The following is a 24,750-nucleotide window of genomic DNA, read 5'->3' on the forward strand; positions in this document are numbered from 1 at the left end:
ATATGATAATAGGTATCAAACGTTTTCAATTATATATACTGGTCATTTGCTTTATTGCTACTGGTGGGTGTGCATCATTTAATCGAAGTAAAACTGATCAGGATAGTGAGAAAAAGTCTTTAAGCCTTTGGGGGTTCCCTGATGGCAAAAATGTTGAAAAAACCGTATCTGGGTCGTCGGCCAAGGATTCATCAAAAAATAATGATAAGAGCAAGACTCAATTTGAAGAAGAAGACCTGAAGTCCGGCAAAAAAGAAAAAGAAGAAAAGCTCGTGAAAAAGAGTTATTCTGGTGATAACAGATCAATAAAGCCTTTTACTCCATCTTCTTCTGAAAAATCAGGTGACATAATGCTGAATTTCGATGAGGCTGATTTGCTGGAAGTAATAAGGACATTTGCTGATATTCTGGAAATAAATTATACAGTTGAAGCCGCAGTTTCAGGCACTGTCAGCATACACACTTCGCGAGGGCTCGATAAAAAAGATGTATTTCCTGTGTTTTACCAGATATTGGAGTCCAATGGCCTTGCTGCCGTCAAGGATGGCGGTTTTTACAGGATAATAGAGGCTAAAAACGTAAGCCAAATGCCTCTTAACTTCAGAAGCACTAAAGATGGCAAGAGTATTCCTCCAGAAGAGCGGCTTTCAGTCCAGATAATTCCCCTGCGCCATATTTCTGCAAGCGAAATGTCGAAAATGCTTGAGCCTTTTATCACGGAAAATGGTCAGCTGATATCTAACGAAGGATCAAACATGCTCCTTCTGATAGAAAAAAATTCTGTAATCCAAAAGGTAAACTACTTGGTTGATACTTTTGATACAGATAATCTGAAGAGTGCCGCACACAGATTTTATAAACTCAAATATTCAACGCCTGACGAGATGTCCAAGCTTCTTACCGATGTAATTGCAGCCTTTAATCGAGGCAACAAGAACGAAACCATCAAATTTGTTCCTGTTACCCGCCAAAGCACCCTAATTGCCGTGTCTTCCGATCCTGAATCCTTAAAATGGCTCGATTCCATGGTGGCTGAGTTTGACGCGCCGGGAGAAGACGGAGAGTCAAGGATTTTTGTTTATTTTATAAGGAACGGCAATGCAGAAGATCTTGGTAATATTCTTAATTCGGTTTTTGGTGGCGCAGCCCAGCCAACACAGGATCCGAACGGTATACAGGCCTCCATGGTCGGTGGCCAGATCCAGACACAGAATTTGTCTTCTTCTACGACAAGCACTTCAGGTTCGTCTTCAAATGCCGGAGGTGCTCTTAAGTCCATTGCCCCAGCAGCGTCAATAAACCCGATGACGGGTGCATCAAAATTAAATAAGGCTTCCTCAGGATCGTCCGGGGGAGGTACAGGAGAAGGATTGTCCACGACCTTAAAAGGGCCGATAAAAATTACCACTGACATAAACAGAAACGCCCTTATAATCGAGGCCATGCCATCTGATTACAGAATAGTTTCCGGCATACTTAAGATGCTTGATATTTTGCCAAGACAGGTTCTTATAGAGGTGACAATTGCTGATATAGGACTGGATGAGAGCGACAGCCTTGGGGTCGAATGGACATACAAGGCTGGAAACGGCAGTCCAGGAACAAGCTTGCTTGAAGCCACAGCCGGGGCCTCAGGGATGAAATTTGTCATTGGAGAGGCAAATAGATGGAATGCCACTTTAAGTGCACTAGCAAGCAAGAACAAGGCAAAAATTCTTTCGGCACCAACTGTTCTTGCATCTGACAACAAGGAGGCAAGGATTGACATTTCCGAGGACATTCCGGTTGTAAGCACTGAGTATTCAGCAACAACAACAGGGAGCACTCCTGTTTTTCAAACCAACGTGCAATATAGAAAGACAGGAATAATTCTATCTGTTACTCCTCATATTAATGAAAACGGTGTTGTTAGCATGAAGGTAAACCAGGAAGTAAGCTCCCAGGGTAATGGAGCAATTGCTGGTGGGAAAGAATATGCTTCTTTTAAGAAAAGAAGCGTTGTTACTGATCTTACTGTGGCAAATAATCAGACCATCGTAATCGGTGGGTTAATGCGAGAAGAGCGGAATAATAGTAACGCAGGCACACCTGTTCTTAGTAATCTCCCTCTAATTGGTTTTTTGTTTGGCAAGCAGTCCGATTCTTTGACAAAGACTGAACTTGTTATTCTGATAACTCCGAGGGTTATAAATTCCAGTGAAAGTGTAGACAAGATGACAGAGAATTTCAGAAAAAAAATTGAGACAGTGTTTATTGAGGATCACAAAAAGTTAAACAGATAACACTTTGACAAAGATGAACAAAAATATATGCACCTGAAAAAAAGGCAGCGACTCCATTTTTTATATAAAAGTATAAACGGAGGGCTGCTTTTTATTTTCATATTCTGCATGAATGTTTTTGCCGAACAATCGGCAGCTCCTATTAAATCCGCCGCAGTCATATCCAAGAATATCAAGCCCTATTATGAAGCGCTTGAAGGATATTCCACAAAATTCAGAGAGATTGCAGGCAGCGACACAGAAATATTTGAACTCGAAGACTATGATAAAGATTCAGATCCTTTGTCAGGAAGAATAAAAAATGGCGGATTTTCTGTCGTACTTGCAATAGGCCCTGAAGCATCAAGATTTATTTCATCAGATAAAATTTCAGGTATGGTTAAAATTTATACAATGATTATAAATACTGATGATATCCACAATCAGGCAGCAAACTCTTTCTGCGGAGTTTCCCTGAGCATCCCGCCTGCAGAACAGATTACCAGCATTATATCAAGGATAAGCGGCGCAAAAAAAATCGGTATTCTTTTTGATCCCAAATATAATGAGCTGTTTGTAAAAAAAGCTGAGACAGAGGCAGCCAGGCAATCTGTGCGCATAATACGAATCCAGGTAAATACCCATCATGACATAACTCCGGCGCTTGAGAACAGATTAGGGAATATTGACGTTTTATGGATGATTCCTGACCAGACAGTTATTTCAGAAAGTCTTGTTCCTTTCATAATTAAGAAATCAATTGGAGCAGGTGTCCCCACTGTAGGATATAACCGATTTTTTTTGCAGAATGGAGCTACGATGGCTTTTGTCATCAACTATAAGGATATTGGAGCCAAGGCAGCTCTAAATGCGCTGAAGGCTTTGAGAGAAAAAACATGTTCATGGGAATCGCCTGATTACGAAATTATCAATAATCAAAAGATAATAGATATGCTTAAATTAAGAATAAAATCAATAAATGAAAATATAGATCAGGATGTTTCAAATGAGCATAGGTAAAAGAGCCGGTATAAATTTCAGACTATTGAGCGCTTCGGTGCTGCTCATTGCGGGAGTTACTTTTACTCTGGGCTTTATCGGCGTCTCAATTACCCAAAATTTTATGCACCAGAAATTTGCTGACAGAATCCAGTTTCTCGCAAAATATTTGGCGCTTAATGCTGAAGTCGGGGTTCTAATCGGTGACAGAGCCGGCTTAAAAATTCTTGCCTTGAATCTTCTCGGAGAAGAGGATGTCGCTCGAGTTGTTATTCTGGACAATCAGAACAATCTGTTGGTCGATCTTGACAGGGAAGTCAGCGGGCCTCTTTCAAATGTCGAAATGCCGGTTGTCTTTAAAAAATCAGGTGATGAAAATATTTTATTTGAACCAGCCTCCGGCATAAGCAACGCCCCTGATCCAATGAAACAGGATTCTATAGGAAAAGTTCAGATCACATACAGCACACACGGTATAGATGTTCTCATGATCAAGATCTCGACCCAGTATATCGTAGCGGCAGCAGTTCTTACGGCGTTGGCGTTTGCCATCTTTTACTATATTTCTAGGCCAATAATACATGAGATGAGTGACCTCGCCGGTGTGGCCAGGCGGATAGGTCAGGGATATTCTCTGTTAAGAGCAAATCCTGGCAGAATTCCTGAGACAAGGGATCTCGCCGTTGCGTTCAATTCAATGCTTGACTCTCTTGATAGAAGCAAAGAGGCGCTGAACTCTGCAAACAGAAAAATGATGCACCAGAGAATCCTTGCTGAAGCAGGTAAATTTTCCCTTATAATTGCGCATGAATTTAAAAATCCGCTCGGCATTATTAAGAGTTCCATGGATATTTTGAAAAAGGATTTTGACATAGAAAAGGATAATATACTTGTAAGCTATGTTGAAGATGAAATACGAAGACTCAACAGACTCATAGAGGATTTTTTGATGTTTGCAAGGCCGGTTGATCCTAAATTCAGGGACACTGACCTGAATTTTATGGTCAAGGATATTTGCGAACGATTTGTTCTTATTTATCCGGAACCAACAGTCAGTTTTAATCTTAATATTTCTGACCAGCCCTTCAATGCGGAGATCGATCAGGACCTTTTGACCAGATGCATTACAAATATTCTTAAAAACGCCTGTGAGGCAAGTGGGGACAAGGGGCAGATCTTTGTGGACACAGCGGTCATGGATGGTTCTTGGATTCTTCGAATTTCAGATGAGGGTGAAGGCATTCCTGAAACCGAACTAATTAAGATTTTTGAACCTTTTTTTACAACAAAGTCAAAAGGTACGGGACTTGGGCTTTCATTTGCTTCTCAGGTTGCCGAGTCGCACGGAGGTTCCATAGAGGCTTCAAATCATGAAAATGGCGGGGCTGTTTTTGAAATCAGAATCCCCGGTTATAATAGTATCTGAGATTCTGGCAGAGGTTTTATATGTCAAATATTCTTGTTGTTGATGATGAAGAAAGAATGCGCCACCTTCTGAGCATCATGCTTCAGAGAAGGGGTTTTAAAGTTGATCAGGCCGGGAATGGCGTTGATGCTCTGTCAAAGATGGAGTCAGGAAGCTACGACATGGTAATAAGTGATATAAAGATGCCTAAGATGGACGGGCTTGCTTTGATCAAAAGGATCAATATGCTTGATTGTCCTTGTCCCGTCGTCTTTATTACGGCTTTTGCTACGATTGATTCATCTGTCGAAGCAATGAGACTTGGCGCCGTTGATTATATAACAAAGCCTTTTGAAGAAGATCGCATAATATTGACTGTAGAGAGAACTCTCAATATTTCCAGGCTGATGGTTGAGAACCGAACCCTGAAGATGGAACTTGGTGAAAAGGACTCGGAATACGATCTGATTTTTGCTTCCAAGGCCATGGAAATGATCATGGAACTTGCTTCAAAAGTCGCTGTAACTAATTCGGCTGTAATGATTACTGGTGAGTCTGGAACTGGAAAGGAACTGCTTGCTCGATACATTCATCAAAAGAGTGATAGACGGCATAAGCGTTTTGTGCCTGTGAACTGTGCCGCTATATCGAGCCAGCTTCTTGAATCTGAATTGTTCGGCTACGAGAAAGGTGCTTTTACTGGTGCCGACCGAAGAAAGCAGGGGAAATTTGAGTTTGCTTCTGAAGGAACGCTTTTTCTTGATGAAATAGGAGATCTTCCGCTGGATGCCCAGGCAAAACTTCTAAGGGCGCTGCAGGAAAGAAAAATAAACCGTGTTGGAGGCAATGAGGAAATCCCGGTTGATGTGAGGGTTCTTTGCGCAACAAACCAGAATCTGGAAGAGATGGTGGACGCAGGTACTTTTCGTAAAGATCTGTTTTTCAGAATAAATGTATTCCCAATTCATATGCCTCCGTTAAGGGATAGAACCGAGGACATTATCCCCATTGCAAGGCATTTTCTAAAAAGTCATGGCCCAGGATTTTCCCTGCAGAAGGACGCAGAGCAGATTCTGAATTCTTACCACTGGCCAGGCAATGTAAGGGAACTGGGTAATGTTGTTGAACGGTCGGTTATTCTGTCTTTTGATTCAAGGTCAATAAACAGCGATTCACTGTTTTTTTTAAATAATGGTGCGCCTAAATGTCTGCCAACAGGTTTCAAGCTCCCTGTGGAAGGTATTGATCTTGAAAAACTGGAAAATGATTTTGTCAAGCAGGCACTTGAAATAACGGATAATAACCAAAGTGCTGCTGCCAAGCTTCTTGGACTTACCAGGGCCAAGTTCAGGGTTCTCATGAAACAGGCGGAAGATAATAAATGATATATAATGGCAAAACAAGTCTGCCAGCTTTTTTATCCGCAGCCATAACAATTTTACTGATTATCATGACAATGTCTGCGGATTCATGGGCTGAATCTCTGAATATTGCTTCTTCAGATCCTGGAGTTCTGTTTGTGGGTGAGGAACTTGAAATGCTGAGCATAGCTTCTAAAAGAGAAGAAAGCGCATGGGAGGCCCCTGCTATTGCAAATGTGATATCTAAGCACGACATTGATGTGAAGGGTTATGATACACTCTCTGATGCTTTATCAGAAGTTCCAGGTTTTTTTATGGCTCAAAAGGAGTGGGGCACCCAGCCTTATATGAGGGGAATCGCAGATTCAGTGCTTTTTCAATATGATGCGGTTCCGCTTGGATCCGAAATCAGCAAGTCGTTTAATTATCTTGATCAGAATCTGTCCCTGGCATCAGTAAAAAGGGTTGAAATAATACATGGCCCAGGATCTGTTTTATGGGGGCCGGATGCATTTGCAGGAATTGTAAATATTGTCCCCAAAACAGGTAAGGATTTAAACGGGGTTGAATCTGGTTATATCAATGGGTTTTCCGGGGCCAGAAATGGCGCTTATTTGAACCTTGGATCCGATTCAGGTGATTTTGACTCGTTCCTTTCTGTATCGGCAAGAAAATGGGAATCAGATGATGACAGATTTGCTAATATTGTAAGCTTCTGGGGGAACGGCAATCAGCTTTTTCCCGAATCTCCTTCCAAAAGGACTGGGATATCGAAGATTAAGGATTCCGAATCCATAGATGTTTCGGGTAATGTCTCTTTTAATGAGGCTTTTATTGTTACAGCACGCTTTTCAAAATATTTTACCCCTTACACCAGATCTGACCAGGGTATGAAAGAAGTCTGGATTGAATCAAGGGATGTCGACTCAGGCTTGCTCAAAATTGAGTCCAATCAACGATTTGACATGGATACAGCCTTGAGACTTACAAGCGCATATTCATGGATCAATCCTGAAATAGGAATTATTGACCTTGACCTGTCGCAAAAAGAGAGGACTTTTTATTCTGAGGGCGCAGTCGATCGTTCTGTTTTTGATAAAAAAGGCATACTCACCGCAGGTGTTGCCTGGAGATTCAAGGAAATTGATGATGCGCCGGTATGGGACGGATATTACCCTGATTATCTCGGCCCTGATAATGTTTATTTTTTGCCTACTGTAACGCCTGTGGATTCTTTATCAAGGATGTGGTCTTTTTTTACTCAGTATCGTCATAATTGGGGTAATTTCAACTTATGGACCGGAACAAGAAAAGATATACACGAATTATACGGCAGTCCCCCAAGTTTCAATACAGGGTTATCATGGGCGAAATCAGATGAGCTCATGCTTAAACTGATATATGGTACTGCTTGCAGAACTCCTTCTGGTACTCAATTGCTCGAAAATTCTGACCCTGATATGGAGTATATAAGGAATCTCAGTCTTCAGCTTACTTTCAAGCCTGATAGAATTTTTAAAGGGTCTGTCACCGGTTTTTATAACAAAATTGACGACCATGTGCTTGAAGATCCCAATGTTGGAGCTTCGGAACCAAATAATCAGAAAATATGGGGACTCGAATCAGATTTTTCTGTACTTCTTCCGTACTCAAACGAGATCGGATTCGGCCTGACATGGCTACAGAATGCCGGACCATGGGAAATATATAAATATAATGATTATTCATATATAGTCGATGGAGAAGTAGTCAAACATTACGTGGATCTTTCATATCCTTATGACAGAGGTTCAAGGCTGTCCGGTAACATTTTCTGGAAATGGCAGATTACGGACAAATTGTCTAATTATGTTTCATTGAAGTATTTTGAACAGGATCAGGTCATTTATCCTTTGGAGGGTATGGTTGAGTCTTACAATGATCCATGGGTTTTGAATTTAAGTGTCAGAGCAGATGATATTATATTTAAGAATTCGAGTCTTTTTTTTAATGTTAAAAATCTTTTTGATTCATCATACACAGTACCTGGTGTTTACGGTACAATCCCTGGCAAGTCTCTGGAAACGATGCTCGGTTTTTCCTGGAGGTGGTAATTATTCAAATCTTCAAAAAAGATGAGAATGATAGATGATACCAAACATAGACAATATCTTGACAGTGGTTTTGCATATTATGCTTTTTTAAACAAAAAACTTTGCATTGAAGAGGGTTTTGGCGTAAATTTCTAGCACTATGTCCGAAAAACAGTAGCTGAATTTACATAATGGTTTCTCCTTGCCATCACAAGGCAGATTACCTTATTGAGGGATATTTTTCTGATGAAACTGTCTGTTAATAGCCTTTTTCAAGACTTTATAATGCGTCTTAAGAAGGAAGATAGTAAAATAAAAATCTGTGTAACAATAGCTTCTGTAAGCATCCCTTCTACTATAGAGGCCGCACATTACCTTGATTACTTCATAACGGTTTTATTTGTTTCAATTATATGCACTCTTATTCTTTTTTTGAAAAAGATAGATAAAAATGAAAATAAAGCCCAGAACATTTCACGAAAAAGCCAATTGTTTGAGGAAACTGAAAATAATAAAGAAAAAGACCCATTTAAAGGTGTTGAAATAGGGTCGATAGTTCAATATTTTCTAAATCTTTATAGAACACAGCTCAATGTATCGTCTTCTGTCCCTTCACGGTATTTCAGATCGGCTCAGGACTCGAAGAGCGGATTCCATGTCTATGAATTGAGGGTTTTTAAAAATACTGACGAGTGGTATACGAGAAGGGTTACAGTCGGTCCTATCGGTGTTGAAAGCGGAAGCAGAAGTAACTGCTTTTTTGCTACTTATGATCAAAATATTGTTATTAAGATTCCTCCGAGTCCCATTACTGATTTTCGTAAATATTGTTCGAGAATTGAGCTGGACAGAAAAACAGCGTCCATGCTTGAGCCAATTAAAAGTATCACCCCATCAATTAGCTGGGTCATGAACAAGGCTATGCCTCAGTCTGAAAATGAATTTCTTAATGCCGAACAGATAGAAAACAGATATTTTCATATATTAAAAACAAAAACCAGTATTCATGATTTTCTTAAGATAGAAAAAGGTTTTGTTTATTTCATGGAGCTTTCTGAAAATTACTTTTTGGATCAAGCTTTGAGAATGATACATGACACAGACTCTTTGGTTAAGGAAGAGATTAAAGGGTACGCCCACCTCGTTCTGGAACCTCCGGCTTTTCAGGGACGTTACGGTGCTGATATGCCTGATCTTCCATACCAGCTTTCCAATATTTTCAAGGAATGCGAATACAGAATTTTATTTTATGCAAAAGAAAAAGGCGTTCAGGAATCATTGCCCCCACATATTATTAAAGGCATTTTCTATGGCAAGCTGTCAGGCAAGGATTTAAACAAGGACGAATATGGATTGGGTGACGATACATTCAATTATATAGATAAGCTGATTTCCGCCTTTTTTGAAGAATCCAAATCCATACTTGAAGATTATCATAAAATTCTTCAGGATTTTGTTACTCGCATAAGAAAAAAAAATCTTGCCCCGGTTTTTTCATCAGTAATAACTAATTCAGTAAACCTGCTTATCAGACTGAGGGAAAGAAAAATTGCTCTTAGGGATCTTAAGCCCGATAACCTTTTCCTTGATGGTAAAAAAGATGAGTTTCCTCAGTTTTTAAAAAATTTTGAGCGCTTTGATATCGGACTTATTGATCTTGAAACAGCCATAGACTACAGCAATGATCCGATTCCCCAGCCAATGCTTGCTGGTACACCCAATTATGCGACTCCGTCACATCTTTTTCTTAATGAAAAGAATACGGACTTATTCGGAGACCTTGGAACCGTTTTTTTTATGCAGGACTGGCATGCAATCACAGCAATGATCTATAGAATTGTTACTTTTGATCATCTTTTTTCTGATACATCTCGGCATATTTTTGAAATACAGGGAACATTGGCCAGAAAAAAAGATGATTTGGTTAATGATGATTACGTTAAGTCCAATAGCTTATATTGGAAGTCTGCTTTAAAAGAGTTTGGTTCTAAAATGTTAAATAATAATGAGTATTTTTCATTAATCAGAGTCAGATTGACTGATATTTCTAGAAAAGAATTTATTGAGCATTGCCTTGATGCCATTGAAGAATCTTCAAAATATATATCCGATTTGGTGATTAATCAGCCATTTTTTAGTGACAAATCAAAGCGCAGTTCAATAATAAACTCCAGTTCCCATGAATTGGAACAAGGGGTGCTTAATAATAGTTTTCAGTTCTTGAAAGAAGAAATTAAATGGGAGTTTTTTAATAATGCTTCCGAATTTATCCGTTTCATTATTGTAGTTAAAAAAAGGGCCGAATGGTACGTAAAGATGAAAGATTCTATCCGCTCTTTTGATAAACCTGAAATTTCTGTTTTTAATCTTTTAGTGTTGATGTTTGGAGAAACGATCAGGTTTTTTGACAATGATCTATGGAAAAGGTTCTACCTGAGCAGGAAATTTTTCAAGTCCTGAAAAAGGTCACTATGTCCATTTACCAAGGATAATTACATGGTATTAGTTGAAGCAGTAGCGAAAACCGACGTTGGTAAAAAAAGAAAACTGAATGAAGACAGTTTTCTGGTGGATAAGTCAATAAATCTATATGCAGTAGCTGATGGAATGGGCGGTCACAAAGCAGGGGAAGTTGCAAGCCGTATTGTAGTTGATACTATCAAAGAAAAAATGAGAGCATATATTAATGGGGTCATGACTCCCAATTATTATGATGAAACGCTTGTATCAAAAGAGTCTGCATTACTGCTGTCATGCTTTGAAGAGGCCAATAGCGCTGTCTACTCCGAGTCTCAAAATTCTTCGGACTGTAAAGGTATGGGCTCTACTTTATCCGCTGTTTTTTTTACGGAGAATTCCTTTGTTTCTGCAAATGTTGGCGACAGTCCGGTCCTTTGGATACATAAGGGCGAAATATGCAGGGTTTATGTGCCGCATACATATTTGAGTGAAAAAGCTAAGCAGCAGAGCATAGGGAATCCCAACGCCATTTTCGATAATTCATTAAAGAGTCATATTCTAACAAGAAGCGTTGGCGTTAAAGCTGATGTTGAACCATCATTCTTTGAGGTGCCGTGCTATAAAAATGACTATATAGTTATTGCCTCAGATGGATTGACTGACAAAATTCAGGTTAGTGAGATACGGGATATTGTAATGTCAAAACGTTCTGAAAAAGCCTGTGATATTCTGATTGATATGGCCAATGAAAGGGGCGGCGAGGACAATATCACTGTGCTCATAATCAAGGTAAAAAAAGTGAAAAGGAAATGGGGTTTTTGGGGCCTTTTCTGATTCTGTTCATGATTCGGTAAGCTTTGTTATTAATTTTTATTTCAATGGAGTGGGTAAATTATGCCTGTATTGATATTAAAGTATAAAGATAATGTTCTTAAAGAATATGAACTTGAGAAAAATAAGCCCCTTAATATCGGGAGAAGAGAGAATAATGATGTTGTTATTGCGAGCCTTGTGGTTTCGGGTGATCACGCAAAGGTTGACTGCACCAGCTCAGGGTTTCTTCTGACAGATCTCAAAAGCAAAAATGGTACGTATGTCAATGGCAGGAGAGTTGATACCTGTTATCTGAAAAATGGTGATCAGGTTAGTATTGGAAAGCATACTCTTTTTTTTCAGTATAAACCGGGTGAAATTTCTCCTGGAGAAATTGATTCAGGAATGGATCAGACAATACTCATGGATGAAACGCCCATTGAGGTTAAATCGGTTTCGACAGCATCACGATCTTTTGACATTGATGAATTCTTGAATGCATCCAAGGGGATGACTCCTGGAGGAATAGATGACGTTGCAATGCTTTTCTTCATAGAAGGGGGTAATGGCAATATAGAGCTTAATAAAAAAATTACGAAAATTGGGAAGGACCCTGAGTGTGATATTATAGTTAAGGGTGTTATGATGGGGAAGGTTGCAGCCAGTATCAACAGAACTCCTGAGGGATATCTTCTCAGTTACGTGGGCGGGCTTGTAAAGCCAAGGGTTAATGGAGAGGCTGTAAGCACTTCGGTCAAGCTCGAAGAGTATGACAATATACGAATTGGTTCCGTTGAAATGCAGTTTTATTATAAAATATAGGAACTGCACTCCAGCAGATTATTAACAGGTTATTCCTTTATTATTTTTATTTCTCTCTGAGGGAATGGAATATTTATTTCATTTTCCCTGAATCTTTTTTCGATTTCGAACCGCAGGGTGCTTTCAGCAGCTGAAAAGTCATCAATTGTTGTCCAGAATTTAATTTTGAAATCAAGTGAAGAGTCTCCGAAATCTATAAATGATACTGACGGAGCCATTGGGAAGTTAAGTATTTCAGGAACAGCATCCGCAGCTTCTAAAAGCACGGATCTTACCTTTTGTGTGTCAGAGCCATAAGCCACGCCTAATTTAACATCTCTTTTGATATAAGGATCTTTATGGCTCCAGTTGATGACTCTGTTGCTAATGAACTCGGAGTTTGGAATAATAAATGAAGCGTTACTGTATGTCTGAACCAGGGTAGACCGGACATTGATTTTTGTTACCATTCCCAGCACATTGTTGATTTCAACTACATCTCCAACCTGAATAGGTCTTTCAAAAAGAAGTATTAGTCCGCTGATAAAATTATTAAAAATGTTTTGAAGGCCGAATCCGAGGCCAATTCCAAGTGCGCCGAATCCTACTGTCAAAGACGTAGTACTCAGTCCAAATGCATGCATGGCAGTCAGGATACCCAATCCCCATATAAGATATGAGGATATTGTTGTGATGGAATCCTTTAGGCCGCTTTCTATGCCACTGTTCTTGAGTATGCGCCCCATCATTAATGAGCGCCATATCCTCGTAAAAGTCTGGGTCAGAAGTATAACAAAAAAAGCCAATACTGTATTTGAAATACTGAATTTTGTACCGCCAATTTCCACCTTCTGGGTGATAAGTCCCCAAGCTCCTTCAAATACTTTTTCTCTTGCTCCGCAAATATATGCTACGGTTCCAATTCCTATGAGAAAGACGATTGCGGATAATACTCTTATTCCTAACCAGTAAAGCGGATACACACTGTGTTTTTCTGGCTGGCTTCCTTCTGAGACCCCGTTTTTTACTTCTTTGTCCTTGGCCAGATCATCCCACTCTTTGAGTGCATTAAGGCAGAAGTAGATTAGGCTGGTAACCGTTGCGGTAATAATCCAGCCCTGATACCAGTGAATTGTGAGGTAGCCATATCCTGCAATTTCAAGAATAAGGCCTGCGCCTGTAATCGTATATCCGGCCCATTTGACAGCATTAAATGAATTTTCTTTCTTATCACTGTCCGGCTGATTTTCTTTGCTGATATTTTTCCAAATAACAGTGAAACAAATGACAGCAGCAATTTCAAGAAATAACCTGGAAATTAAAAGAATGGTTGAACCACTTCCTGAAATCCATTCGATTAAAATATATAAACTACTGAAAATATAAAAAAATCTTATAAAAAAAGGTTTTTTTGCAATTATATACTGAGAGAGAGAGCTTTGACTGTTTTTGAGGTAAATATCAAGGGCAGAGCTGAACAGGTAAAGAGTCAATAAAGATGCTGATATCCTCTGAACCGGATTAAGGAATGCATAAATTCCTGAAAATTCTTTGAAGCGTTCATAAATGAATAAAGAGGCCGTCAGGGTTCCAAGAACAAAAGCCTGATCAATGAAAAACAGGATACTTCCGATATTCCTAAGCCTGCTTTCCGGTGGAATAATATCCCTGAGCTTTAAATGTGATTTTATGGTTCTTAGAATAAATAATGAAAACAAAATGGCTAATATATGAAAAATAAGAGAGTAAATATCACTTGAAGCTGATTTGGAAAATTTGTGCTGCCAGAAGTCCTTGGTGAAGAAACTGACCGCAGAATTTGTTATCAGCTTGAGGTCTTTCAATACGACCGCAGGTTTTAACTGTGTAACAATGTTGTGGTTTCTCTCAAATAAAACTTCCTGCTTTCTGACCCTAAGTTTTTCTTCTACCTTTGCAGCAAGATCGGAATATGGTTCTATAACCGAACTCAAAAGTTTTATCTGTTTTTCATAAATAACATCCAGTTGATTAAGTGCTTTCAGTTTTTCGTTTCTGATCCTGTTCAGGTCTTCGATCATTTTTAGGATTTGCTTTATATCTTTTTCTTTACCATACTCTTTTTTGATTGAATCAATCTGTTTCTGGCTTATCTGGATTTTTTCATTGGTTGTTTCAATGTTTTTTGTATTTTCCAAACTGTTTGCATTGATTTGTTCCTGTTTCTCTTCAAGCTCTGTTTGCGTGAGGCCTAATTCCTCTGAGTTCTTTTCGAGGATATCAATATCAGTGTCCGGAATGATGAGAAGGTTTTGGGCAGAAGAAATAAGTATCTTGTATACACCTATTTCCTTATCCAATTTTTCCGTTACGTTTTTTTCGTCGACGATTGATTTAGTAATCTCACCGAGATGTGATTCTTCCTGCTCAATTGCTCCTGTTATGGATGACTGAAGCTCGGCAAGGGGTTGTGAAAGTTCTTGAGCATCAGTTTGGCTTTTTGATTGGTTTTCGGGGGGGGGTTCTGCAAATGAAGAAATGGAACAGCAGAGAAAGCCTATAATTATTAAAGGAATTATTTTTTTTATTTTTTTGTTTTTAATCTTCATAGTATGAATATTCTGATTTTATGAATTTTGATGGTCTCGCAAAAAGTCAGAAAAGGGCTTCAGCGTCATGCCTGACTTGATTCTGTATCCAGATTATAAGATGCTTCTGGATTCCGGCTCCCGGTTTTCACAGGAACAGGCCCCGCCGGAATGACGGAAATCGGACTTTTTGCTATCTTGTCAATTTTATATTCCAGTTTTCAGGAACTCTTCTTATTGTTATGGCCTGAGTTCCATTCTTTAGTTTTAAAACATTTTTATTTCAAGATTTTTTACAGGAGACACTGATGCTCAAAGCAGGGATATTTCTTGATGTTGAAAACCTGAACAGAAATGGGGGCTGGGGGCTTAGGTATGAGGTTATAAAAGAGCTGGCAGAAGTTCAGGGTACAACAGTTCTAAGGGCCAACGCATACCTTGCCATGGACAGTGAGAGGGAGAAGATTGATCAGGCATATAGAGACAGGAATGAGAGTTATAGGGCAGCAATAAGAAGGACAGGGTTTCATCTTGTTCTGAAACAGGTTAAAAAATATTATGATTCAGAAGGTGAACTTGTTGTAAAGGCGAATGCTGATCTTGACCTTGCCGTAGATGCCCTTCTTCAGTCCGAGAATCTGGATTATATTCTTCTGGGAAGTGGTGATGGAGATTTTCTTAAACTTGTTAGAGCATTACAGACCAGAGGTAAAAGAGTTGACCTTATTTCATTTGCGAACACTAGTTCCGAATTGAAAATCGAGGTTGATAATTACTTTTCCGGTTTTCTGGTTCCCGGCATTCTCAAGGATTCCAATGTCCAGAAATTCAGGGGGATTCTTCATGCTTTTAATGAAGAGAGGGGATTCGGTTTTTTAACCATGAGAACAGGTCTCAAGCCTTCTGATATAATCGATAATATTTTCTGCCATGTTAACCAGTTCAATCTCGAAGGCAGGCAAGCAGATAATTCTTATATTTCGGAACTTAAATCAAAAAGAGCGATAATTGAATTTGACCTTGTTGAATCCAAGGATGGTCTTAAAGCGGTTAATATTTCAGAATTCAAGTGGAATAAGAATCTTACGCAGATATTGTGCTAATTTATTTGACTACCTCTAAAGATTGCCTTTTTGACCGTCTTGACAAGGTCGCAAAAAGTCAAAAAAAGGTGTCGGAGTCATGCCTGACTTGATCCGGCATCTTTGTATTTTCAATTACTTCTGAATTCGGGCATTCGCCGGAATGACGGCAATGGAATTTTTGTGACCTCGGCATAATTGAATTTCAAAAAAGCCAAAAATAAAAAACCATCAGATTACTCTGATGGTCTTTATTATATCGTCATTAATCTTATTTGGCTTAGAAGTTTTGTGGTGCCCAGGGACAGAATCGAACTGCCGACACGCGGATTTTCAGTCCACTGCTCTACCGACTGAGCTACCTGGGCACTCAAAACGTGGCTGTTTATAAGAGATCGGCCTTTTCATGTCAAGATGTTTTTATCGATTCTATTATTATTTTTATTTGTTTTATGCCCTTATATATTTATCTCGGGTTTAATTATATGTTTTTATTGATTATACTGTTCTTGGCCTTAAGTGTGATTATGGTCGATTTTTTTATCAGGGCTCATGTAAATGTATTGGATTATTGCTGCGGCTGATATTATTGCCGTTTCAGCCCTTAAAATTCCAAGCCCCAAGGAATATGACTCAAACCCATTATCCAAAGCCATTGCAACTTCTTTTTCAGTAAAGCCGCCTTCAGGTCCGATAAGGGCAATGGCAGTCTTGGGTTTCACATAATCTGAGGATGCATAATCATGAATGAGGAATGATTCGGTGTTTTTTTCATAGAAAATTATTTTTTTATCATAATTCTTTGAATGCTTAATAATTTCATCAAATCCTTCAAAAAATGTGATGTCAGGCTTGATCGCCCTGTTACACTGTTTGATAGACTCCGAGGAAATTTTATCCCACCTGCTCATTTTTTTTTCTATTTTATCACTTGCCGGTCTTGATACGCTTCTGTCCGAAAAAAAGGGTATGATTTTATTGATCCCTAACTCAGTAAGCGGGCGTATCAGGTCATCGATTTTGTTTTCTTTTAAAAATCCAAATGCCAATGAAATCTGTGTTCCTCTGGCAGGTATTTTATCTGTTTTGCTTAATATTTTTATTATTGCCGCCTGTCCTGAAAAATCTTTAACTACTCCTTTATATTCATATCCTGATCCATCCAGGAGTGCTATCTCTGCGCCTGTTTTTATTCTTAATACGTTTTTTATGTGAATGGCTTGCTGGCCTTCAATTATGATTTCTGAAGCACCTGAAATAATGTTATCTATAAAAAATCGCCTCATTTATATAATCCCGTCATTTTAGTATTACTACATTATTTATAATAAAGTAAATATGTTGACACCAATTAGCCTGTGTGGTATTTTTTTTGACTACTATCAAAGTCATTCCTTTTATTCGTTCTTCATCTTTAATATGTTAGGTATAAAAGGCAATTTTAGTCCGCAACTTTGCAGGTTGCTCACTGTCAGTTTAATACATCGGGGGATTTATGACAATTATTGATAATTCTGGTGGAGCTAAAATGAATAATTCAGATAACAATGATCAGGTATTTAAATCTCCAGGTGAGTCCCCAGGTTTTTCGGATGAAGAGCTGATTATTGAATTGGATAATATGCTTGAAGAAGACAGCGTAAAAAAATCGTCCGATTCATTGACTGCCGGACTTGATATTGATGAGGCGGCCCTTGATATCTGTATGGATGAATCAGAGGAGCTGATAGATATAATTGACGATGAAGAAGTTCTTGATCTTGATGACAGTATAGAGGCCAATTCCATTGGCCTGGAACAAGGCGATATGATTAAGGATGATGATATTATTGATCTTTCGGATGAGGAGCATATTGAAGAGCTCTCGGATGAAGACATTATATCTGATTTCGAGTCTCTGGAAGACGAGCTTCTTGAGATTGAGGATCTGGTTTCGGACGAAACTCTTCAATATGATCCCTTGCTTTCAAAATCCAAAACAGATGATTTGTATATTGACGATACTCCTCGCTCATCAAGGGCTGAAGAGGATTATGACGAGATTGACCTTGTAAACGATTATGATTCTGATTACAGGGAAGACGGAGAACTTGAAATTACATCTGATATGGATATTTCTGAAGATAGTTTTCCTTACGGTGAATCCTCGGTTATGTCTGGCCTTTCAGTTGAGCAGGTGGAAGCTGCGGTCGAAAGGGTGGTTACGCGTCTGTTTACCGACCGGATTGAAATCATGCTTTCTGAAGTCATTGAAAGAGTAGTCAGAGAGGAATTATCAAATCTTAAGAAAAGTCTTACTTCCAACAATATGGAAGATCAGTAATAATTTTTCTTTTTAAACTCGTCTTGCTTTTTGATTTATGATACAGCCCGGGCATGATTTCATGTTTCCGGGCTTAGTTTTATGTGCTGTTATATTTGCTCTGATTTTAATGGATACAAGATACAGGATATCTCTGAAAATTATAATTTTGGCGGGCTGGCAAAAAGGCGAATAAAAGAGTCAGCGTCATGCCTTGCTTGATCCGGCATCCATTATTTATATTATTTTTGGATTCCGGCCTGCGCCGGAATGACGGAAATCGGGTTTTTTGCTATCTTGTCAATTTTATGTCAAAGCAATATGGCTTTTGCCAGAATATCGATTTTTAGAGGCCCTTCAGGTCCATGATTATAATTCAGGCTAAACATTAAGAGGTTTCTCATGAGTGAAGGTTTGATCGATAAAGGGTATTCTCCAAAGGATGTTGAAAGAAAATGGTATGAATTTTGGGAGAAAGAAGGGCTTTTTTCTGCAATGGATGAAAGCGACAACCAGCCATTCAGCATAGTAATTCCCCCTCCGAACGTAACAGGCGTCCTTCATATGGGGCACGCTCTTAATAATACCCTTCAGGATATTCTCTGCAGGTACAGGAGACTCATGGGGGACAATGTTCTCTGGATGCCTGGCACAGACCATGCCGGTATTGCAACCCAGAACGTTGTCGAGAAAAAACTGGCTTCCGAAGGCAAGACAAGGCATGAAATTGGCCGGGAAAAATTCATAGAAGAAGTATGGAAGTGGAAGGAACAATCCGGGAGTGCAATCATCGGCCAGCTTAAACACCTTGGCGCGTCCTGTGACTGGTCAAGGGAACGCTTTACAATGGATGAAGGTCTTTCAAAGGCGGTCCGCAAGGTTTTTGTCAAGCTCTATGATGACGGACTTATCTATAAGGGCAAATACATAATAAACTGGTGTCCGCGTTGCAACACGGCTCTGGCAGATCTTGAAGTTGAGCATGAAGAAAAGGAAGGCGTTCTTTATCATATTAATTATCCTTTTGAAGGCGCCGAAGGCGGTCTGATCGTTGCCACAACACGCCCTGAAACCATGTTTGGCGATACTGCAGTGGCCGTGAATCCGGAAGATCCTCGATTCCGGAATCTTCCATCTGATAAAGTCAGGCTCCCGCTTACTGACAGAATCATCCCAATAATAAGGGATGCATACGTCAGCACCGAGTTTGGGACCGGGGCACTTAAGGTTACGCCTGCACATGATCCCAATGACTTTGAGATAGCGTCAAGACATAATATCGATTATGTCAAGGTTATTGGCGATGACGGAACAATGCTTGAGGGTGCAGGAAAATTCCAGGGGCTTGACAGAAATAAATGCAGGACTGAAGCCGTTGCAGCTCTTAAAGAAGCCGGTCTTCTTGTTAAGGAAGATCCCCACGTTCATGGCGTAGGCCACTGCTACAGATGCAAAACTGTTATAGAGCCAAATCTTTCGACCCAGTGGTTCGTAAAGGTGAAACCTCTTGCAGACAAAGCAATTGCTGCGGTTGAGAATGGAAGAACCAGAATAATTCCATCCACATGGTCGAAAACCTATTATGAATGGATGTATAATATTCGCGACTGGTGCATTTCCAGGCAGATATGGTGGGGGCATCAGATTCCCGCGTGGAACTGTGCGGATTGCAATGAAATAACGGTTTCCCTGGAAGATCCGTCCTCATGCAAAGCTTGTGGATCAAAGAACATCAAGCAGGATGAGGATGTTCTTGATACCTGGTTCAGTTCTGCATTGTGGCCTTTTTCAACCATGGGATGGCCTGAAAATACAAAACTGCTCGAAACATTTTATCCGACCTCTGTTCTTGTAACAGGTTTTGACATTCTGTTTTTCTGGGTTGCAAGAATGATGATGATGGGTATTTATTTCATGGATGAAGTTCCTTTCAAGGATGTCTATGTGCATGCCCTGGTACGTGACGAAAATGGCCAGAAAATGAGTAAGTCCAAGGGCAACGTAATTGATCCCCTCGGAATTATAGATGTTTATGGCGCAGATGCTTTCCGCTATACCCTTGCTGTTTTTGCCGCAATGGGCAGAGATATAAAACTTTCTGAAAACAGAATAGAAGGTTACCGGCATTTCATAAACAAAATATGGAATGCTTCGCGTTTTGCCCTTATGCACCTTGACAAGGATTATCCTGAATTTGATATGAAGCAACTCTCCCTTCCTGACAAATGGATGCTTTCAAGACTATATAATACGACCGCCACAGTTTCCACAGCGCTTGACGAATACAGATTCAATGACGCAGCTTCCATACTTTATAAATTCGTATGGAATGAGTTCTGTGATTGGTACGTAGAGGCCATCAAGCCGATTCTTTTCGGTAAAAAAGGCGAAGAAAAGATGGTCGCAACCAAAGCGGTTCTTTTAAGGGTTCTGAAAGACATGCTCATTATGCTCCATCCTTTTATTCCTTTTGTCACCGAGGAAATATGGCACAGACTTCCCGGAACAGAAGGATCAATCATGAAGGCCGATTATCCTACAGTTAATTATACTGCACAGAGGGTTCCTTATATTCCGGAGGCGGAAGTTTCCATGGAGGCTGTAATCGCTGTAATCAGCGGCATCAGGAACATCAGGGGTGAAATGAACATCAATCCTTCTGTTGAGCTCGAAGCCATTTTACAGACAGATAATCCTTTCACGATGGATACACTGATAAGCAATCAGGATTTGATTATAAACCTTGCAAGGCTCAAATCCATTGAAATTGGAAAGCCTGGTGAAAGGCCAAAGTCTGCGGCAACAGCCATTGCCGGCGAAGTCTCTGTTTTTGTTCCTCTTGTGGGCGTAATAGATTTTGCCAAAGAAGCCGAACGCCTGGAAAAGGAAATGGCCAAGGTGTCCAAGGAAATGGACTCTCTTTCTAAAAAGCTTGAAAATCCTGAATTCACTTCCAAGGCTCCTGAAAAGGTAATCAAAAAAGTTAAAGAAGATCATGATCAGGCAAGTGAGAAACACGGAAAACTTCAGGCCAATCTCGACAAGATAAAAAATTTTTCAAGTTAAATTTAAAAAAAGCCAGGCCCTGATTAATTGAATAAGAGCACATTCAGTCAGTCAGGGCCTTATTTTTCAGGTATTGATATGAATATTCATGTGGAAAAGCTCATACAGCTTGCTCTTGAGGAAGATCTTGGCCCTGGCGATATAACAACCCAGTTGCTTGTTTCAAAGGAAAAGAGCGGATTAGCTGAGATTGTGGCAAAGGAAGATCTTATTTTAGCAGGATCTGAAACAGTGGAAGCGGTTTTTAAGAAGCTGGACATTGAAACCATGGTTAAATTTAATTTCATTGACGGCGAATTTATAACAAATGGCAGTATCATTGCTGAAATAAGCGGAAAGCTGACAGTGCTTCTTGAAGGAGAACGCACGGCCCTCAATTTTCTTCAGAGGCTTTGCGGCATAGCCACCCATGTTAGGGCCTATATTGCCGAGATGGGGGATTCGGGTAAAACCAGATTGGTCGACACGAGAAAAACAACTCCTGGCTGGAGAGTTCTTGAAAAATATGCGGTCAGGGTAGGGGGGGCGGGTAATCATCGTATTGCCCTTTATGACGGTATTCTGATCAAGGATAATCATATAGCTGTATGCGGGGGAGTCAAAAAAGCTGTCGAAACGGCCAGAGCAAACGCCCATCATCTGCTTAAAATTGAGGTTGAAGTTACAAATATGCAGGAGCTTGGAGAAGCACTTGATGCCGGAGCAGATGTCATTATGCTCGATAATATGAATGATGAACAAATTCTTGCCGCAGTTAAAACTATTAATGGCAGAGCTCTTGTTGAGGTCTCGGGAATGGTAAGAAAAGACAGGCTTGCATTTCTTTCCAATACAGGCGTTGATATTGTTTCTTCAGGAGCTCTCACTCATCAGGCAAAGTCTGTTGATATAAGCATGAGAATCATCAGCAAGGATTAAGGGTATAAGGCTTAATGTTTCCTATCAGAGATAACATACCTTCCAAGAACTACCCTGTGGTAAATTACTCGCTTATTGCAGTAGATATTGCCGTATTTTTAATTCAGCTGATGCTCGGGTCAAACGAGAACGCATTTGTATATACATACGGATTTGTGCCCGCAAGATATACGATCAGGGAAATCGGGCTTGCATTTTCCATGGATCAGCAGTTCTTTTCTTTAGTTTCCTTCATGTTCCTGCACGGAGGCTTTTTTCATCTTATTTCAAATATGTGGATTCTTTATATCTTCGGCGATAATGTCGAAGATCATATGGGACCAGCCAAATATCTTGTGTTTTATATTCTTAGCGGTTTTGTGTCTTGCCTCGCCCATTTTATTTCAGGGCCGAATTCCAACATACCCATAATAGGCGCCAGCGGAGCTATCGCCGGAGTTATGGGCGCATATTTTATTCTTTATCCAAAGGCAAAGATCCTAACCCTGTTTTTTTTCCCATTTATATGGGAAATCCCGGCTTATGTTTTTCTTGGATTTTGGTTCATTCTTCAGATTTTCAGTGTCATGGGTTCAGGGATTAACGCTTCCGGAATTGCCTGGTGGGCCCATATAGGCGGATTTGTTTTCGGCGTATTCATGCTGAAATTTTTTTGCAGATTACCATCTCCAGGATCTTCCAATATATTGTCAAACGCAACCCAGAGGAAGAAGACATTCGGGTTGCAGACAATAAGGCCAATGAGTCCTATGGATCAGCCCGATCTTTACGGGACAATAGTTATTACCGGATATGAGGCTCTCACAGGAACTACCAAGATGGTCAATGTCCCCTGGGGATTCCAGAGCAGAATTTATAAAGTCGATGTACCCGCAGGAGTGGCTCCTGGGAAAATGATAAGGCTGAAGGGGTTGGGCCGGATTCAGGCCGGGGGTGAGCGAGGCGATCTTTATCTTAAAGTTGCAATAGACAACAGCAGAACTTGAAATTGAAGACTTTTATATAGCGTCAATATAGATGGTCTCGCAAAAAGTCAGAAAAATGCTTCAGCGCCATGTATAGCTTGATTCGGCATACAGTATTTTCAGGTACTTCTGGATTCCGGCCTTAGTCGTAATGACGGGAATTGGATTTTTTGCGGCTTTGTCAATATAGATTTAGTCGACACTTTATGGATTTTAAATGAGCGAATACTTTATTGCAGTGATTATTGGTATTGTCGAAGGGCTTACAGAATATCTTCCAATTTCTTCTACAGGCCATATGATTCTTGTGGGCAACATGATAGGCTTCACAGGTGAAAAAGCATCTGTTTTTGAAGTGTTTATCCAGCTTGGAGCAATCCTTGCCGTATTGATACTTTACAGAGATAAATTCATGGACATGCTTAGGCCTGAAAAACTCAAACTGGTGAATTACAAAGAAAATGGGCTGTCATTAATACATGTCATGGCTGCGATTGTGCCTGTAATGGGTATAGGCTATATCCTCCACAAGCCGATCAAGAACCATCTTTTTTCAACGAATACGGTGATAATAGGTCTTTTACTAGGCTCAATTGTCATGCTTGCAGCAGAAAAATTTGCGAAACAGCATCTCATAGATGATATTGATAAAATAACTGTCAAACAGGCTTTTTTAGTCGGTCTTTTCCAGATACTTTCTCTATGGCCAGGGTTTTCAAGATCCGGCTCAACAATTTCAGGAGGACTTCTTCTTGGAATGAGCAGGAAATCAGCCGCTGAATTCTCTTTTATAATAGCTGTCCCTTTGATGGGTGTCGCATGTCTTTATGATTTTCTTAAGATCTGGAAGCTTCTTTCCATTTCGGATCTTAAATTTTTTGCTGCCGGATTTGCCGTTGCATTTGTTGTGGCTTATTTCTCAATCATTTGGCTGATAAGGTTTTTAAATAAATCCAGCCTTGCGTCCTTTGCCATATATCGATTTATCCTCGCAGGAGTCTCTTATTATTATTTTTTCATAAGATGATGGATTACGGCAGTTAACCCGCAATAATGAAGTTTTTGCGAGATTCATATTTATCCACTTTGCTTTTTAATCCATCTTTATTATTTTATGTGGCTCTGCCTGATTTTCAGTTAAGAAGTGCCTTTTATGGTTAATTTGCCATCAAAAAAGGGTGATGTGTAGGTCGGATTAGGACTCCCTTTGTCCGTAATCCGACGTTAAGCCGAGTGCCTCCTGCGGGTCGTTTTTTGTAAAAAGCTCCGCAAAAACTTTATGGTTTTGTTAGTAGGCAAAAAACTGATGATTTTAGAGTTTTAAAAATGTTAAGCCCATGAACTTTCAAATGTTACTGAGAATTGAGCATAACCACATTATTTTATCTGATTACCACTCTGCTTCAGCCATAGAAAGCATGGTTGATGGCATGGGTGGAGTCCTAAGAGCAACATAAATCAGTCTGTGAATCATGGACGGCAGATCATATCGGCGATTGAATCTGTACTGAAATTCTGCCAGGTACCGCGGAACATGCTTGCGATTAATTGCATGATAAGTACCTTTGAGCGCATTTTTTAAGTTACCAAGTATTATATTGACCCATTTGAAGGATGGATGCTCTACAGCTGCTTTACCACCTCCAGTAACATGGGGTTCGTGCTGGAAACCAGCGAG

At 39.8% G+C, this 24,750-nt stretch carries 17 protein-coding genes and 1 tRNA gene; 14 read left to right on the forward strand and 4 right to left on the reverse strand.

Annotated features, from left to right (window positions below; translation table 11 throughout):
- The first annotated feature begins 2 nt into the window (after positions 1–2).
- The 8 genes from gspD (at position 3) to K245_RS0107575 (ending at position 12,193) form a co-directional block, all read left to right on the forward strand.
- Positions 3–2,282 carry a type II secretion system secretin GspD gene (gspD, locus tag K245_RS0107535; RefSeq protein WP_027358796.1) on the forward strand — a complete coding sequence of 760 codons (2,280 nt, stop codon included), beginning with the start codon at positions 3–5 and terminating at the stop codon, positions 2,280–2,282.
- A 108-nt stretch (positions 2,283–2,390) separates the two neighbouring features.
- Positions 2,391–3,281, forward strand: coding sequence for an ABC transporter substrate-binding protein (locus K245_RS0107540; protein ID WP_232223808.1), 891 nt, complete (start codon positions 2,391–2,393; stop codon positions 3,279–3,281).
- Positions 3,268–4,686, forward strand: coding sequence for a sensor histidine kinase (locus K245_RS23550; protein ID WP_035276744.1), 1,419 nt, complete (start codon positions 3,268–3,270; stop codon positions 4,684–4,686). The genes K245_RS0107540 and K245_RS23550 overlap by 14 nt, the downstream gene beginning before the upstream one ends.
- Positions 4,687–4,706: 20 nt before the next feature.
- A complete protein-coding gene (locus tag K245_RS0107550) occupies positions 4,707–6,050 on the forward strand; it encodes a sigma-54-dependent transcriptional regulator (protein WP_027358798.1) in 1,344 nt (447 codons plus the stop codon).
- Positions 6,047–8,119, forward strand: coding sequence for a TonB-dependent receptor plug domain-containing protein (locus tag K245_RS0107555; RefSeq protein WP_027358799.1), 2,073 nt, complete (start codon positions 6,047–6,049; stop codon positions 8,117–8,119). Before K245_RS0107550 ends, K245_RS0107555 begins: the two co-directional genes overlap by 4 nt.
- Positions 8,120–8,383: 264 nt before the next feature.
- A complete protein-coding gene (locus tag K245_RS0107565; protein WP_198013849.1) occupies positions 8,384–10,558 on the forward strand; it encodes a protein kinase family protein in 2,175 nt (724 codons plus the stop codon).
- 36 nt (positions 10,559–10,594) lie between these two features.
- Entirely contained in the window at positions 10,595–11,392 is a 798-nt protein-coding gene (locus K245_RS0107570) for a protein phosphatase 2C domain-containing protein (protein WP_027358801.1), read from the forward strand.
- Positions 11,393–11,452: 60 nt separating this feature from the next.
- Entirely contained in the window at positions 11,453–12,193 is a 741-nt protein-coding gene (locus K245_RS0107575) for an FHA domain-containing protein (protein ID WP_027358802.1), read from the forward strand.
- A 29-nt stretch (positions 12,194–12,222) separates the two neighbouring features.
- Here K245_RS0107575 and K245_RS26465 read toward each other — a convergent pair whose 3' ends face one another.
- Complete coding sequence (locus K245_RS26465) at positions 12,223–14,760, reverse strand: mechanosensitive ion channel domain-containing protein (RefSeq protein ID WP_051283966.1); 2,538 nt, start codon at positions 14,758–14,760, stop codon at positions 12,223–12,225.
- Between the two features lie 287 nt (positions 14,761–15,047).
- On the opposite strand from K245_RS26465, the gene K245_RS0107590 reads away from it, so the two are divergent.
- Positions 15,048–15,842 (forward strand): NYN domain-containing protein, encoded by a 795-nt coding sequence (locus tag K245_RS0107590; protein WP_027358803.1) that lies wholly within the window; start codon positions 15,048–15,050, stop codon positions 15,840–15,842.
- A 271-nt stretch (positions 15,843–16,113) separates the two neighbouring features.
- Here the strand turns inward: K245_RS0107590 and K245_RS0107595 are convergent.
- Positions 16,114–16,189, reverse strand: a tRNA-Phe gene (locus K245_RS0107595).
- A gap of 147 nt (positions 16,190–16,336) precedes the next feature.
- Positions 16,337–17,107 (reverse strand): RsmE family RNA methyltransferase, encoded by a 771-nt coding sequence (locus tag K245_RS0107600; RefSeq protein WP_027358804.1) that lies wholly within the window; start codon positions 17,105–17,107, stop codon positions 16,337–16,339.
- A gap of 209 nt (positions 17,108–17,316) precedes the next feature.
- On the opposite strand from K245_RS0107600, the gene K245_RS0107605 reads away from it, so the two are divergent.
- The 5 genes from K245_RS0107605 (at position 17,317) to K245_RS0107630 (ending at position 24,099) form a co-directional block, all read left to right on the forward strand.
- A complete protein-coding gene (locus K245_RS0107605) occupies positions 17,317–18,144 on the forward strand; it encodes a hypothetical protein (protein ID WP_027358805.1) in 828 nt (275 codons plus the stop codon).
- Positions 18,145–18,525: 381 nt separating this feature from the next.
- Positions 18,526–21,189 (forward strand): valine--tRNA ligase, encoded by a 2,664-nt coding sequence (locus K245_RS0107615; RefSeq protein ID WP_027358806.1) that lies wholly within the window; start codon positions 18,526–18,528, stop codon positions 21,187–21,189.
- A gap of 27 nt (positions 21,190–21,216) precedes the next feature.
- The gene (nadC, locus tag K245_RS0107620) at positions 21,217–22,107 is read left to right on the forward strand and encodes a carboxylating nicotinate-nucleotide diphosphorylase (RefSeq protein WP_232223809.1); all 891 of its coding nucleotides are present in this window, start codon (positions 21,217–21,219) and stop codon (positions 22,105–22,107) included.
- 14 nt (positions 22,108–22,121) lie between these two features.
- Positions 22,122–23,093, forward strand: a complete 972-nt coding sequence (locus K245_RS0107625) for a rhomboid family intramembrane serine protease (protein ID WP_027358808.1) — start codon at positions 22,122–22,124, stop codon at positions 23,091–23,093.
- Positions 23,094–23,289: 196 nt separating this feature from the next.
- Positions 23,290–24,099, forward strand: a complete 810-nt coding sequence (locus K245_RS0107630) for an undecaprenyl-diphosphate phosphatase (protein ID WP_027358809.1) — start codon at positions 23,290–23,292, stop codon at positions 24,097–24,099.
- Between the two features lie 363 nt (positions 24,100–24,462).
- On the opposite strand, the gene K245_RS0107635 is transcribed toward K245_RS0107630, so the two are convergent.
- The coding region (locus K245_RS0107635; protein ID WP_027358810.1) for a transposase at positions 24,463–24,750 on the reverse strand (288 nt) is incomplete at its 5' end.

Source organism: Desulforegula conservatrix Mb1Pa, assembly GCF_000426225.1.
Lineage (GTDB): Bacteria > Desulfobacterota > Desulfobacteria > Desulfobacterales > Desulforegulaceae > Desulforegula > Desulforegula conservatrix.